The following is a 14432-nucleotide window of genomic DNA, read 5'->3' on the forward strand; positions in this document are numbered from 1 at the left end:
ACCGATGGAACTGTTCGACTACGACGGGGAACTGCGGCGGCACAACCCCGTGTTCCGGGCCGCGGCCGGTGTGCGACCCGGTGAGCGAGTGCTCGATATCGGTTGCGGCACCGGGCAAACCAGTCGCGAGGCCGCCCGCGCCGCCGTCGGTGGTGAGGTACTCGGGGTCGACATCACCCCGGCCATGCTCGACCAGGCCGAACGCGCGGAAGTACTGCCCCACCTCACTTTCCAGCTCGCCGACGCGCAGACCCACCCTTTCCCGCCCGGCCGGTTCGACCTGGCCATCAGCCGCTTCGGCACCATGTTCTTCGCCGACCCGGTGGCCGCGTTCACCAATATCGCCCGCGCGCTGCGCCAGTCGGCACGGCTGGTGCTGCTCGTCTGGCAGGGGTACGACCGCAATGCGTGGGCCACCGAGATCCTGCCCGTCCTCGGTGCCGGGCCGTTCCTCGGCAGTCCGGGGCCGTTCTCCCTCGCCGAACCCGAGGTCACCGAAAAGATCCTCACCGCAGCCGGTTTCGCCGATATCCGGTTCGACGAGGTCGACGAGCCGGTCTACTACGGTCCCGACAGTGCCGCCGCGCTCGACAATCTGCTGCGCCTGAGCTACTTCCGGATCAATCTGGCCGCACTCGCCGACGCTGCCGCCGAGCGGGCCCGCGCGCGATTGCTCGCCGTGCTCGCCGCCCACGAGACCGGGGACGGGGTGTGGTTCGGCTCGCGTGCCTGGATCGTCACCGCGCGCCGGTCGGGTCAGCCGGTCTGACGCGACTGTTTCCGGCTCGACGCCCGCCCACGCCGGTCACGCTCACACACCCGCACCGTTGTCGGGGAGTTCGACGACCAGTGGCGCGAGGCCAGGCCCGAAGACATGGTGATCCACCGCGACCTGGGCCACCGACCGCCCCAGGACCTCGCCGAGGACTGGATCGCCGCCGCCTCCACCACTCCTTCACCGCCGCCCGCGCCCGCATCACCACCTTGACCGCCGAACGCGAGATCGTCGTAGCCCTCTGCTCCTTGGACCCGGTTCCTCGAGGTGGCTGGGGGACCTGCCCGGCAGGTCGGTGATGTTGTGCGGCGCGGCGGCTACTCGGCGACCTGGCGCCACGGTCGACGAGGTTCCTCCGCGCCGACTGCGGTCGCGCCGGTGAAGTCGATCTGGCGACGGGCATTCGACAACGTGGTCACCACGCAGGTTCCGACCGCGCCGGAACGGTCGTAGAGGGTGGCGCTGCCGATCGAGATGCCCTCGGAGGCAATGGTGTTGTCCGCACGAAGGCCGAGTTCGTAGCCGATCGGCAATCGCGAAAGGTTCACGGTGACATCGGCATTGATATAGCCGGCCCCCTCGGATCCCCAGTGACACACGTGGTTGGTGGCGTCACCGAGGATCGCGGCGCGCTGGAACGGGGTGATCTGCTCGTCGGCGACCAGCGGCGGGAGACTGTGCCACGATGCCTTGCGCTCGGCATTCTGATTCGCCGCGAAGTCGGCGGTCCAGTTGATGCCATCGCTGCTGAACAGGGTCGGTGACCCGTCGGGCGACACGCAGCCCGCCGGTGGCATCGGCAAGACCTCGTCGGAGCTCCACACGTGCCCGGGCGGCGCGGTGCCGAGCGTCAGGAACACCGCCGTGGCCCGGACACGATCGCGGCCGTCCTGCCGCAGGACCGCATCGGCGACGGCGATCCGCGAACCGCGCCGCACCACCGTACTGCGCATGTCGAAGGCGGCATGGGCCACGGGCTGGTACAGATCCACCGTCAATCGCGCGGGAACGAATCCATCCGGGCAATGGGCTTCCAGCTCACGGGCAAGCAGGCCGCAGACGCCTGTGCCGCTCAGGACAGTCGCCGACCACGGACTGACGGCGATCTGCTCGGCGACCAGGCGATCTCCCTGCCTGACAAAGAAACTCACCACGGGTGGACTCCTTCCGATTCGGCCGGTCCGCCGCAGAAGTAGAACATGTTACATGTGGGGCGTGCTCGCTGTGTACGAGGTGAGGATCGCCGCGCCTGCTCGGGCCGGGCGCGATGCGCGTCGTACCGTGGTGATCGGACGGAGGTGTGGGAGACGATGGATGCCGGTGATCCGCATATTCATGTCGAGCGGAAAGTTGTGGAGGCGGGGGCGGATGTTCGTAATCTGATCGCGTCGACGTTCGGGCAGGCCGCTGACGCGCCGAGTGTTGTCACCACCGGGTGTGGGATCGACGTGGCTTTCGCCATGACCGCGCGGCGGCCGGAGGCCGTCACCTGCTTGGCTTGCCGGGAGCATGCTCGGCGGGAGTACGGGCGGTTCGCCGATCAGGTCGAGCGGCTGGGGGCGATGCCGGGGCTGACGGTGACGGGTGCGCAGATCGCGGCGGCGGTGGCGCGGTTGCGGGATCTGGCGGAGCGGTACGCGGGCTGATCTCGGAGGTGCGGAACGGTCGCGGGGCTAGGGTGGCCGTCGAACCCAGGAGGCGCTATATGAAGGATTCGGCTGTCGAGCTCGCGGGATATCGGTTGCCGCGCATAGGTTTCGGGGCGATGCGGTTGCCGACCGAACCGGGGGAGGAGCGGGCGGCATCGATCGGGCTGTTGCGGGTGGCCGTCGATCTCGGGGTGCGGTTGGTCGATACCGCGCATCTGTACGGCTGGGGTGCCAATGAGGAGCTGGTGGCGGAGGCGTTGTCGCCGTACGCGGACGGGCTGCTCGTGGCGACCAAGCTCGGTATCGAGCAGCGGGCCGATCACCCCGATGGCATGGTCTACAACGGGAGTGCGAAGTTCCTGCGGGCACAGGTCGAGGACGCGTTGCGGCGGCTGCGGGTCGAGCGGATCGATCTGATGCAGCTGCATCGGATCGACCCGGAGATCCCGGTCGCCGAACAGGTCGGCACGCTGCGCGATCTGCGCGACGAAGGCAAGCTCGGCCACATCGGGCTCTCCGAAGTGGACACCGCGCAGCTCGCCGAGGCCCGTGAGGTCGTCGAGATCGCGAGTGTGCAGAACCGCTACAACATCCTCGACCGTGAACACGAAGCTGTCGTAGACGCCTGCACGGCAGCCGGAATCGCTTTCCTCCCTTGGCGACCCGTCGCCGCGGGCACCGGGGGCGAGACCGCCGTCATCGCCGAGATCGCGACCGAACTCGACGCCACCCCCACCCAGATCACCCTCGCCTGGCTCCTGCACCGCTCACCCGTCATCGCCCCGATTCCGGGCACCGCCTCTCCGGCCCACCTCGCCGACAACTTCGCGGCGGCCGCGCTGGACCTCACCGCCGAGCAGTACGAGCGCCTGGACGGCTTGGCTACGGCCGGGCGGAAATGACTTCGGACATGGCTACCAAGCACGAGATCGAAGCCACTTTCGCCGAGGTCCAAGTCGTCGACGACATCGCTGTCATCGACGGGTACCGCTTGCAGGTGAGCTGGCGGCGGAACTCGCCCCAGGCGGCGTGCTGAATCTTCGCGCTCAACCGCCGATTGCGGACGAGCCCAGCGACATGGAGATCCTCGATCACGAGGGACTCGGCCGAACCGACCAACCTCGTGGTCAGCTTGTGCAGCGCATCGGCTCGAGAATTCACCAATCGCGCATGGACACGGGCGATCTCGGCGTGAGTCCTGATCCATCGCCGCGATGGTTCGCCGCTGTGACGTTTGTCCGGACCGCGCCTGCGCGCTGCGCGCCGCTGGAGACACGCGTAGATTCGGCCGTCTTGACGACACCGATCCGCGGGAGCTTGATGTGCCGGTAGTCGGCGTCGACCAGGCCGAACGCGCCGGTGGTGAACCGGCACGATGGGCGCGCCCGCTTGGATTTGAATCGAGGAAAGCCACGACTTCGTGCCGATCGGCCGTCGCGGTCTTTCGCCCTTCGCTGGTGTTTGAGGAGTCGACTGATCGTCGGGATGGATCGGTATGGGTGGGCGCACGCGGGATCGAACCGCGGACCGCTGGTGTGTAAAACCAGTGCTCTACCGCTGAGCTATACGCCCGGGCACCGCCGGGGAACCGGCGGTGACGGTTTATGAATCTAGCGCGGCGAGCGCTTTCTCCCAAGCCGCCTGGTCACGGGCCTCGCCGGGGCCGTTCATCTCGGCGAAAGTGATGTAGCCGGACTTGTCGACGACGAAGGTGCCGCGGTTGGGGTAGCCGGACTTCTCGTTGAAGACGTCGTAGGCCTGGGTGACCGCACCGTGCGGCCAGAAGTCGGACAGCAGGGGGAACAGGTAGCCCTGTTCGGCCGCCCAGATCTTGTGGGTGGGCGGGGGGCCGACGGAGATCGCGAGGATCTCGGCGTCGTCGTTCTGGAATTTGGGCAGCTCGTCGCGGACCTTGCACAGCTCGCCCTGACAGATGCCGGTGAAGGCGAGCGGATAGAACACCAGCAGGACGTTCTTCTTGCCGCGATAGTCCGACAGACTGACAGGCTGGTTGTTCTGGTCCTTGAGCGTGAAGTCCGGCGCGAGCGTGCCAACCTCTAGCGGCATACGGGGATCCTGTCGTCGTGTCGGGTCTCAGCCGAGCGTTCTCGTCCGGCTGAGACCTTAGCGAACGCCGGGATCAGCGCTGCTTGGACGGTGCCTTCGGCTGGACCAGGCGACTGCCCGTCCAGCTGCCGAGGCTGATAGTGGATGTCTGGGTCAGGCCGGCCGTGGGCGCGGCTTCGGCGATCTCGCTCGGATCGACATGGCCCGGGTGTCCGGTCTTGGGGGTGAGGACCCAGATGAAGCCTTCGTCGGACAACGGGCTGATGGCGTCCATCAGCTCGTCGGCCAGATCGCCGTCTCCCTCTCGCCACCAGAGCAGGACGGCGTCGACGACCTCATCGGAGTCGACGTCGACCATCTCCGCGCCGCTGACCTCCTCGATCTCGGCGCGCAAAGCGTCGTCGGTGTCTTCGTCCCAGCCCAATTCCTGAACAACCAAGCCGTGAGAAATGCCAAGCTTCTGAGCGTAGTTCTGCGCGTCCGCCGCGGCGACCACGGTGGTGTCCTCCCTAAACTGCCGACAATAAGATAGGTGCAAGCGAACATGGTTATCGGCCGCAGCGCAAGCCGATCGGGTGAATCGGTACCGTGTGCCGCGTGTCGGCGGGGTGAATTCAGCGGCCCCGGCAGGCGTCGTGCACGGCGGTCCGTGCCTGGTTGATCGCCCTGCTGGCGTCGTTGAGCTTGCCCACCTGAGAGCTGTAGGTCATTTTTCTGGTTTCGGCGGCCAGGGTGCGCGCGGCGATCACATAATCGGTGAACTTGCCCGCCAGCTCGCCGGGCAGCGCGCCCCCGGCGGTGCTGACCCCGGACTCCACCTCGGTGGCCGCGTTGTCGAGGGTGGTGGCCGCGGCCTCGCGCTTGGCGGCGTAGTCCTCGGCGTTGTTGTCGTGCGCGGTGACGAACTCGTTGAACGCGGTGACCCCGGCCCCGGTGGTGGTGGGGAAGCGGGTGCAGTTGTCCTCGATCGCGCGCTCCTGGGCGGCGGCGGCCTTCGACGACGCGGCCGCCGACGAGGACGCCGCGGCACTGGTCTTGTAGGCGGCCACCTCGGCGGCATCGGTGGTGGGGGTACCCGGGATCTGCTCGGCGCACCCGGCCACCACCGTGCCCACGATCACCGCGACGGCGGCGCCTGCCAGTCCCAGCCGGCGCGCGTCCAGCAGCCTCATCGTCGTGCCGATCCCTCTCACTCGCTCGATTGTCCCCGAGTTCTCCCCCGCAGAACTTAGTGGATCACCGACACGCGAGGGTCGGCGGAATACCCGGCAGTACCCCTCCGGAGAGGATGACCTGCGCCACCTTTTCGGTAAGGATGGTGGTGCGCCCGAAACTTTCGTGACGGGTGGCCCGCACACCAAGCGGGCAGGCCCGGGGATAGCGACGCCAACAAGCAGTTCAGCCCCCTGTACGAGGAGCAGATTTGACCGACCTGATCCACCCTGTATCAGCGAATTCAGCCAAGGAACCGTCCCCGGCGGAGACCGAAGCGACCACCAGACCCACCGGCGAGCGCGTGCGGGTGATCCGCGAGGGAGTGGCGTCGTATCTTCCCGACATCGATCCCGAGGAGACCAGCGAATGGCTGGAATCCTTCGACGACATGCTCGATCGGGAGGGTCCCGGCCGCGCCCGGTATCTGATGCTGCGGCTGCTCGAGCGGGCGGGCGAACGACGTGTCTCCATTCCGGCGCTGACCTCCACCGATTACGTCAACACCATCCCCACCGAGAACGAACCCTGGTTCCCCGGTGACGAGGAGGTCGAGCGCCGCTACCGCGCCTGGATCCGGTGGAACGCCGCGATCATGGTGCACCGCGCGCAGCGCCCCGGCATCGGCGTGGGTGGGCACATCTCCACCTACGCGTCCTCGGCGGCGCTCTACGAGGTGGGCTTCAACCATTTCTTCCGCGGCAAGGACCATCCCGGCGGCGGCGACAGCGTCTACATCCAGGGCCACGCCTCGCCGGGCATCTACGCCCGCGCGTTCCTGGAGGGCAGGCTCAGTGCCGACCGCCTCGACGGCTTCCGTCAGGAGTACAGCCACGGCGGACTGGGCAAGGGCCTGCCGTCGTACCCGCATCCGCGCCTGATGACCGACTTCTGGGAATTCCCGACGGTCTCGATGGGCTTGGGCCCGATGAACGCCATCTACCAGGCCCGGTTCAACCACTACCTGCACGATCGCGGCATCAAGGACACCTCCGACCAGCACGTGTGGGCCTTCCTCGGCGACGGCGAGATGGACGAGCCGGAATCGCGCGGGCTGATCCAGGTGGCCGCCAACGAGGCTCTCGACAACCTGACTTTCGTCATCAACTGCAACCTGCAGCGCCTGGACGGTCCGGTGCGCGGTAACGGCAAGATCATCCAGGAACTGGAGTCGTTCTTCCGCGGCGCGGGCTGGAACGTCATCAAGGTGGTCTGGGGCCGCGAGTGGGACGCGCTGCTGGGCGCCGACCGCGACGGCGCGCTGGTGAACCTGATGAACACCACCCCCGACGGCGACTACCAGACCTACAAGGCCAACGACGGCGCCTATGTGCGCGATCACTTCTTCGGCCGTGACCCGCGCACCAAGGCGCTGGTGCAGCACATGTCCGACAGCGAGATCTGGAACCTCAAGCGCGGCGGGCACGACTACCGCAAGGTCTACGCGGCCTACGCGGCGGCCATGGCGCACAAGGGTCAGCCGACGGTGATCCTGGCCAAGACCATCAAGGGCTACACCCTCGGCAAGCACTTCGAGGGCCGCAACGCCACCCACCAGATGAAGAAGCTGGCGCTGCAGGACCTCAAGGACTTCCGCGATCTGCAGCGCATCCCGATCAGCGACGCCGAGCTGGAGAAGGACCCGTACCTGCCGCCGTACTACCACCCCGGCATGGACAATCCGGCCATCCAGTACATGCTGGCCCGCCGCCAGGCGCTGGGCGGTTTCGTGCCGGAACGACGGTCGCCCGCCAAGCCGCTGACGCTGCCCGGCGACGAGTCCTACCGCTCGGTGCGCAAGGGCTCGGGCAAGCAGAAGGTCGCCACCACCATGGCGTTCGTGCGGCTGATGAAGGAGCTGCTGCGCGACAAGGAGATCGGCAAGCGGATCGTGCCGATCATCCCGGACGAGGCCCGCACCTTCGGCATGGACTCGTGGTTCCCGACGCTGAAGATCTACAACCGCAACGGCCAGCTCTACACCTCGGTCGACGCGGAACTGATGCTCGCCTACAAGGAGAGCACCGTCGGCCAGATCATGCACGAGGGCATCAACGAGGCCGGGTCCACCGCGTCGTTCACCGCGGCGGCCACCTCCTACGCCACCCACGGCGAGCCGATGATCCCGCTCTACATCTTCTATTCGATGTTCGGCTTCCAGCGCACCGGCGACAGCTTCTGGGCGGCGGCCGATCAGCTGGCGCGCGGGTTCGTCCTCGGGGCCACGGCGGGACGTACCACGCTCACCGGTGAGGGTCTGCAGCACAACGACGGGCAGTCGCTGCTGCTGGCCTCGACCAACCCGGCGGTGGTCACCTACGATCCGGCGTTCTCCTTCGAGATCGCGCATATCGTGCGTGACGGCCTGCGCCGGATGTACGGGGGCGGCGCGGCGGCGCCGAGCAAGCTGCCGGGCGCGCATCCGCAGCCCACCGGCACCTTCGGTGGCGAGGACATCTTCTACTACATCACCCTCTACAACGAGCCCTACCAGCAGCCCGCCGAGCCGGAGGATCTGGACGTGGCCGGGCTGCTGCAGGGTCTGTACCTGTACCGGCCGGGTGGCGCGGGGGAGGTGCGCGCGCAGATCCTGGTCTCCGGTGTCACCGTGCCCGACGGGCTGCGGGCCCAGGAGATCCTGGCCGAGCAGTGGGGCGTGGCCGCGGACGTGTGGTCGGTGACCTCCTTTGGCGAGCTGCGCCGCGAGGCGCTGGACAAGGAGATCGCCGCGCTCGAGCAGCCGGAGCAGGAGGCGCGGGTTCCCTACGTCACCCGGGCGCTGGCCTCGGCGCGCGGACCGGTGGTGGCCGCCACGGACTGGATGCGCGCGGTCGCCGACCAGATCCGCCAGTGGGTGCCCGGCGACTACACCACCCTGGGCACCGACGGGTTCGGCTTCTCCGACACCCGGCCCGCCGCGCGGCGCGTATTCAAGGTCGACGCCGAGTCGATCGTGGTCGCGGTGCTGGAGGGCCTGGTGAAGGACGGCACGTTCGACAAGGCCAAGGCGGTGGCGGCGGCGCAGAAATACCGCATCCACGACGTGGCCGCCGCGCCGAAGCCGAGTGCGGACGCGGGCGAGGAACTCGCGTAGCGGACTATTGGACTGTGGAGCGTAAACCGCCGCGGCCCCGCCGGATCACCGAGGGAACCAGCGAGCACGAGGTCTATCTGCCGACCGGGGCACTGTCCCCGAACCGGCAGACTCGTGATCCGCTGCCCGACACGCTGCTCAAGCGGGTCAAACAGTTCTCGGGACGGCTGTCCACCGAGGCGGTGGGGTCGATGCAGGACCGGCTGCCCTTCTTCGCCGATCTGGACGCCGCGCAGCGTGCGGGCGTGCAGATGCTGGTGCAGACCGCGGTGGTGAACTTCCTGGAGTGGTTGCAGGATCCCGACTCCGATATCCGCTTCAGCCTGGACGCGTTCCAGGTGATCCCGCAGGATCTGGCGCGGCGGCTGACGCTGCGCCAGACCGTGGACATGGTGCGGGTGGCCATGGACTTCTTCGAGCAGTGGCTGCCCGCCCTGGCCCGCAACGACCGGCAACTGGTGGCGCTCACCGAGGCGGTGCTGCGCTACGGGCGCGAGCTGGGCTTCGCGGCCGCCTCGGTGTACGCCAGCGCCGCGGAATCGCGGGGCGCGTGGGACACCCGCCTGGAGGCCCTGGTGGTCGACGCGGTGGTCCGCGGGGACACCGGCCCGGACATGCTCTCCCGGGCCGCCACGTTGAACTGGGACGCCACCGCGCCCGCCACCGTGCTGGTCGGCACACCCCCGCCGGATCAGGGCGTGTCCACGGTGGGCGCGGTGCACACCATCGCGAGCAGGCACGGCCGGGCCGCGCTGGCGGTGGTGCAGGGGGCGCGGCTGGTGATGGTGGTCAGCGGGCACCTCGGGGACGCGGGCATCGCCTCGGCGTTCCTCACCGACCTGCTCACCGACGTGTTCTCCGACGGCCCGGTGGTGATCGGGCCGACCATGCGCACGCTGGGCGCCGCGCACGCCAGCGCGATCGAGGCGCTGGCGGGGATGGAGGCCGTGGTGGGCTGGCGGGGCGCGCCGCGGCCCGTGCACGCCTCGGAATTGCTGCCCGAACGCGCCCTGCTGGGCGATAGAGCTGCGATCGAGGCGCTGAACGAGTATCTTGTCCTCCCGTTGGCCTCGGCCGGATCTTCGTTGTCGGACACACTCGACGCCTACCTCGATTGTGGTGGAGCAGTAGAAACGTGCGCGCGTCAGCTGTACGTCCATCCAAATACCGTTCGGTACCGACTCAAACGAATCGGTGAGATCACCGGACGTGATCCGATGAATCCGCGTGACGCTTATGTGCTCCGAATCGCGGCCACAGTGGGCCGTTTGACACGAACCCATAACGAATCGTCACCCCCCGTCACAGAAACCCCGCCCGCCCCATTGGGTCAGGAGCCCCTGTAACGCGATCGGGGAATCGGTCGATCAGGACAGCCCACCTCGGATTTTGTGGAACCCCTACAAAACCCGTCGGAAAGCTTCATTCGCGCCGACATCTCGTGCGGCGGGGGTCACAGTGTTTTCTTAGGGAGTGATCGCGTTGTTCACCCCTGGACAGGGGTCCCAGACTCCCGGCATGCTCGCGCCTTGGCTCGCCCTCCCCGGTGCGACCGACCGTCTCGAGCTGTGGTCGAAGGCCGCCGGCCTCGACCTGGTTCGTCTCGGCACCACCGCGACCGCGGAGGAGATCGTCGACACGGCGGTCACCCAGCCGCTCGTCGTCGCGGCCGCGCTGCTCGCGTTCGCCGAAATCGCCCCCGAAACGCTGTCGGCGGATACCATCGTCGCCGGACACTCGGTCGGCGAATTCGCCGCAGCCGCTGTCGCCGGCGTCATCACCGCCGACGAGGCGGTCACCCTGGCCGCCATCCGCGGCCGGGAGATGGCCAAGGCGTGTGCGCTGGAACCGACCGGCATGTCCGCGGTGCTCGGTGGCGACGAAGCCGCCGTGCTCGCCCGGCTCGCCGAGCTCGATCTCGTCCCGGCCAACCGCAACGCGGTCGGCCAGATCGTCGCAGCGGGCCGGATGGACGCTCTGGCGGAGCTCGCCGCGAACCCGCCGGAGAAGGCACGGGTCCGCGCATTGCCCGTCGCCGGTGCGTTCCACACCGCCTTCATGGCCCCGGCGCGGGAAGCTGTCGCCGAGGCCATCGCCCGGATCACGCCGCACGACCCGGTCCGGACGCTGCTGTCGAACTTCGACGGCAAGCCCGTGAGCTCGGGCGCCGACGCGATCGACAAGCTCGCGGCGCAGGTCACCCGCCCCGTGCGCTGGGATCTGTGCACCGAGACCGTCCGCGCCGCCGGCGTCTCGGCCGTGGCCGAACTGCCACCGGCGGGCACCCTCGTCGGCATTGCCAAGCGGGAGCTGAAGGGCACGCCCAACCTCGCCCTGAAGACTCCGGAAGACCTCCCCGCGTTGGTCGAACTGACCACCTCCGGCTAGCTTTCCCCCCGACGGTCACGCACGACGAGGTGCCGGCCGTTCAAGACCCCTATCAATGAGAACAAGAAGGGAGCCACCAAAGTGGCCGCTCTGACCCAGGAACAGATCGTCGAAGAACTCGGCAAGATCATCGAAGAGGTGACGGGTATCGAACCCTCCGAGGTGACCATCGAGAAGTCCTTCGTCGACGACCTGGACATCGACTCGCTGTCCATGGTCGAGATCGCTGTGCAGACCGAGGACAAGTACGGCGTCAAGATCCCCGACGAGGATCTGGCCAGCCTGAAGACCGTGGGCGACGCCGTTGCCTACATCCAGAAGCTCGAGGCGGAGAACTCCGACGCCGCCGCGGAGCTCAAGGCCAAGTTCGACGCCGAGTAGGGCCGACACTGTGACCACTCCTTCCACCTTGAACGGGAATTTCCCCAACGTCGTCGTCACCAGCATGGCGGCGACCACGTCGATCGCGGGTGATGTCGATGCGACGTGGAAGGGACTCCTCAACGGTGAGAGCGGAATCGACGTTCTCGAGGATTCCTTCATCGAGGAATACGACCTGCCGGTGCGCATCGGCGGTCACCTGAAAGTCAGCCCCGACACCCTGCTGAGCCGGGTCGAGATCCGCCGCATGGCGTATGTCGAGCGCCTGGCGACCGTCCTCGGTCGCGAGGTGTGGAAGAACGCGGGCAGCCCGGAGGTCGACCCCGACCGCCTGGGCGTCGCGATCGGCACCGGCCTCGGTGGCGGCGACGCGCTGATCGACTCGGTCGACAAGCTGAAGAACGGTGGCTACCGCAAGATCTCGCCACTGGCTGTTCAGATGGTCATGCCGAACGGTCCGTCGGCCGTCGTCGGTCTCGAGCTGAAGGCCAGGGCGGGAGTGGTCACTCCGGTCTCGGCGTGCTCGTCGGGTTCGGAGGCCATCGCCAACGCGTGGCGGATGATCGTGATGGGTGACGCCGACATGGTCGTCACCGGTGGCGTCGAGGGCTTCATCGACTCCGTGCCGATCGCGGCGTTCTCCATGATGCGGGCGATGAGCACGCGCAACGACGACCCCAAGGGTGCTTCGCGTCCGTTCGACAAGGACCGCGACGGCTTCGTCTTCGGCGAGGCGGGCGCGCTCATGACGATCGAGACCGAGGAGCACGCGAAGGCTCGCGGTGCCACCATCCACGCGCGTCTGCTGGGTGCTGGCATCACCTCCGACGGCTTCCACCTGGTCGCTCCCGATCCCGAGGGCACCGGTGCGGCCAGGGCGATGACCCGCGCGATGCAGACCGCCGGTCTGTCCAAGCAGGACATCACCCACATCAACGCCCACGCGACCGCGACGCCCATCGGCGACACCGCCGAGTGCAACGCGATCCACAAGGCCGTGGGTACCCACGCTTCGGTCTACGCGCCGAAGTCGGCACTGGGCCACTCGATCGGCGCCGTCGGCGCGCTCGAGTCGGTGCTCACCGTGCTCGCGATCCGGGACGGCATCGTTCCGCCGACGCTGAACCTGGACAACCAGGATCCGGAGATCGACCTCGATGTGGTGCACGGGCAGGCCCGGCACCAGGAGATCGAGTACGCGATCAACAATTCCTTCGGCTTCGGTGGGCACAACGTCGCGCTCGCCTTCGGTCGGGCCTAGCCGCACCGATCGACTGCATCACGATCCCCGGTGGGGGTCGCGCCAACTGAATGGTTCGACCCCCACCGGCGGTTCGCCATACGCAGCCGCCGTAGCGGCACACTCTCTTCGAAGGTAGGAGTAAACGCGATGACCATCATTGCTCCCGCGTTTCAAGACACGACGACCGATCCGCGTGACCCGCTCGGTCGGCTCCAGCGATTCTTCGACCCCGGCACCGTCCTACCGCTGCACCCGCGGGACAAGTCCGGTGTCCTGGCCGCGATCGGCGAGGTCGACGGTGTGCGCACCGTCGCCTACTGCTCCGACGCCACCGTCATGGGTGGCGCGATGGGCGTCGACGGCTGCAAGCACATCGTCGACGCGATCGACACCGCCATCGATTCCGGCATCCCGGTCGTCGGCCTGTGGCACTCCGGTGGCGCGCGCCTGGCCGAGGGCGTCGAGGCCCTGCACGCGGTCGGCCTGGTCTTCGAGGCCATGGTCCGCGCGTCCGGTCTCGTCCCGCAGATCTCGGTGGTGCTCGGCTTCGCCGCCGGTGGCGCCGCCTACGGTCCGGCGCTGACCGACGTCGTCATCATGGCGCCCGAGGGCCGCGTCTTCGTCACCGGTCCGGACGTGGTGCGTTCGGTGACCGGCGAGAACGTCGACATGGCGACCCTGGGCGGGCCCACCACGCATTTCAAGAAGTCCGGCGTGTGCCACATCGCCGCCGACGACGAGGCCGATGCCATGCACCGCGCCCGCCGGTTGGTGTCGATGTTCGCCGAGCAGGGCGAGTTCGACCTGGTCGCGGCCGAGCACGGCGACGTCGACCTCAAGGCGATGCTGCCGGAGTCGGCCAAGCGCGCCTACGACGTGAAGCCGATCATCCACGAGCTGCTCGACAACGTCGACGGTGAGTCCTCGTTCGAGGAGCTGCAGGGTGGCTACGCGCGCAGCATGGTCGTCGGTCTGGGCCGTCTCGGTGGCCGCACCGTCGGCGTGCTGGCCAACAACCCGCTGCGCCTGGGCGGCTGCCTCAACTCCGAGAGCGCCGAGAAGGCCTCGCGCTTCGTGCGCCTGTGCGACGCGTTCGGCATCCCGCTGATCGTCGTCACCGATGTGCCCGGGTACCTGCCGGGTGTCGGTCAGGAGCTCGAGGGCGTGGTCCGCCGCGGTGCCAAGCTGCTGCACGCCTTCGCCGAGGCTCGCGTTCCGCGCGTCACCCTGGTGACCCGCAAGATCTACGGCGGTGCCTACATCGCGATGAACGCCCGCTCGCTGGGCGCGACCGCGGTGTACGCCTGGCCCGGTTCCGAGGTGGCCGTCATGGGCGCCAAGGCCGCGGTCGGCATCCTGCACAAGAAGGCACTGGCCGCCGCGCCCGAGGACGAGCGTGAGGCCCTGCACGAGCGCCTGACCGCCGAGCACGAGAAGATCGCGGGCGGTGTCGAGCGTGCCGTCGCGATCGGTGTGGTCGATCAGGTGATCGACCCGGCCAAGACCCGCAGCATCATCGCCGCGGCCCTGGCCTCCGCCCCGGCCCGCAAGAGCCACCACAAGAACATCCCGCTGTGATCTGACAGCACCGCAGTACCCTTCGGGCCCCGGACGACCTCCGGG

At 68.1% G+C, this 14432-nt stretch carries 14 protein-coding genes, 1 tRNA gene and 1 pseudogene; 10 read left to right on the forward strand and 6 right to left on the reverse strand.

From position 1 onward, the window contains the following. The first annotated feature begins 4 nt into the window (after positions 1 to 4). Positions 5 to 769 (forward strand): class I SAM-dependent methyltransferase, encoded by a 765-nt coding sequence (locus WA675_RS08790; protein WP_336083453.1) that lies wholly within the window; start codon positions 5 to 7, stop codon positions 767 to 769. A gap of 323 nt (positions 770 to 1092) precedes the next feature. On the opposite strand, the gene WA675_RS08795 is transcribed toward WA675_RS08790, so the two are convergent. Beyond that, the gene (locus tag WA675_RS08795) at positions 1093 to 1926 is read right to left on the reverse strand and encodes an acyl-CoA thioesterase domain-containing protein (RefSeq protein WP_336083455.1); all 834 of its coding nucleotides are present in this window, start codon (positions 1924 to 1926) and stop codon (positions 1093 to 1095) included. A 159-nt stretch (positions 1927 to 2085) separates the two neighbouring features. Here WA675_RS08795 and WA675_RS08800 point away from each other — a divergent pair, with 159 nt between their 5' ends. From WA675_RS08800 to WA675_RS08810, 3 genes are read left to right on the forward strand one after another with little or no spacing between them, the layout of a single operon-like run. Further along, on the forward strand, positions 2086 to 2421 hold the full coding sequence (locus WA675_RS08800) for a hypothetical protein (RefSeq protein WP_336083457.1): 336 nt from the start codon (positions 2086 to 2088) through the stop codon (positions 2419 to 2421). 59 nt (positions 2422 to 2480) lie between these two features. Then, on the forward strand, positions 2481 to 3326 hold the full coding sequence (locus WA675_RS08805) for an aldo/keto reductase (protein WP_336083459.1): 846 nt from the start codon (positions 2481 to 2483) through the stop codon (positions 3324 to 3326). 8 nt (positions 3327 to 3334) lie between these two features. Next, entirely contained in the window at positions 3335 to 3460 is a 126-nt protein-coding gene (locus WA675_RS08810) for a hypothetical protein (protein ID WP_336083625.1), read from the forward strand. Between the two features lie 80 nt (positions 3461 to 3540). Here the strand turns inward: WA675_RS08810 and WA675_RS08815 are convergent. The 5 genes and pseudogenes from WA675_RS08815 to WA675_RS08835 form a co-directional block, all read right to left on the reverse strand. After that, a pseudogene (locus WA675_RS08815) lies at positions 3541 to 3933 on the reverse strand (hypothetical protein); the annotation flags it as partial. Further along, a tRNA-Val gene (locus WA675_RS08820) sits at positions 3925 to 3996 on the reverse strand. The gene WA675_RS08820 and the pseudogene WA675_RS08815, both read right to left, overlap by 9 nt. A gap of 30 nt (positions 3997 to 4026) precedes the next feature. Next, positions 4027 to 4491 carry a peroxiredoxin gene (locus WA675_RS08825; protein WP_218718893.1) on the reverse strand — a complete coding sequence of 155 codons (465 nt, stop codon included), beginning with the start codon at positions 4489 to 4491 and terminating at the stop codon, positions 4027 to 4029. 73 nt (positions 4492 to 4564) lie between these two features. After that, positions 4565 to 4987, reverse strand: coding sequence for a DUF3052 domain-containing protein (locus tag WA675_RS08830; RefSeq protein WP_336083461.1), 423 nt, complete (start codon positions 4985 to 4987; stop codon positions 4565 to 4567). Between the two features lie 118 nt (positions 4988 to 5105). Next, positions 5106 to 5663 (reverse strand): hypothetical protein, encoded by a 558-nt coding sequence (locus WA675_RS08835; RefSeq protein WP_336083462.1) that lies wholly within the window; start codon positions 5661 to 5663, stop codon positions 5106 to 5108. A 344-nt stretch (positions 5664 to 6007) separates the two neighbouring features. Here WA675_RS08835 and aceE point away from each other — a divergent pair, with 344 nt between their 5' ends. From aceE to WA675_RS08865, 6 genes are all read left to right on the forward strand, one after another. After that, on the forward strand, positions 6008 to 8797 hold the full coding sequence (gene aceE, locus WA675_RS08840; RefSeq protein WP_442945586.1) for a pyruvate dehydrogenase (acetyl-transferring), homodimeric type: 2790 nt from the start codon (positions 6008 to 6010) through the stop codon (positions 8795 to 8797). A gap of 44 nt (positions 8798 to 8841) precedes the next feature. Continuing rightward, the gene (locus tag WA675_RS08845) at positions 8842 to 10143 is read left to right on the forward strand and encodes a PucR family transcriptional regulator (RefSeq protein ID WP_336083618.1); all 1302 of its coding nucleotides are present in this window, start codon (positions 8842 to 8844) and stop codon (positions 10141 to 10143) included. A gap of 127 nt (positions 10144 to 10270) precedes the next feature. Continuing rightward, positions 10271 to 11185 (forward strand): ACP S-malonyltransferase, encoded by a 915-nt coding sequence (locus WA675_RS08850; RefSeq protein WP_336083464.1) that lies wholly within the window; start codon positions 10271 to 10273, stop codon positions 11183 to 11185. Positions 11186 to 11266: 81 nt separating this feature from the next. Beyond that, positions 11267 to 11566, forward strand: a complete 300-nt coding sequence (acpM, locus tag WA675_RS08855; protein ID WP_043649469.1) for a meromycolate extension acyl carrier protein AcpM — start codon at positions 11267 to 11269, stop codon at positions 11564 to 11566. A gap of 10 nt (positions 11567 to 11576) precedes the next feature. Continuing rightward, positions 11577 to 12827: a KasA/KasB family beta-ketoacyl-ACP synthase gene (locus WA675_RS08860; RefSeq protein ID WP_336083467.1), complete on the forward strand. Its 1251-nt coding sequence runs from the start codon at positions 11577 to 11579 to the stop codon at positions 12825 to 12827. Positions 12828 to 12956: 129 nt separating this feature from the next. Further along, on the forward strand, positions 12957 to 14387 hold the full coding sequence (locus WA675_RS08865; protein WP_336083468.1) for an acyl-CoA carboxylase subunit beta: 1431 nt from the start codon (positions 12957 to 12959) through the stop codon (positions 14385 to 14387). Positions 14388 to 14432: the final 45 nt, after the last annotated feature.

Source organism: Nocardia sp. SSK8 (genome assembly GCF_037034205.1).
Taxonomy (GTDB): Bacteria; Actinomycetota; Actinomycetes; order Mycobacteriales; family Mycobacteriaceae; genus Nocardia.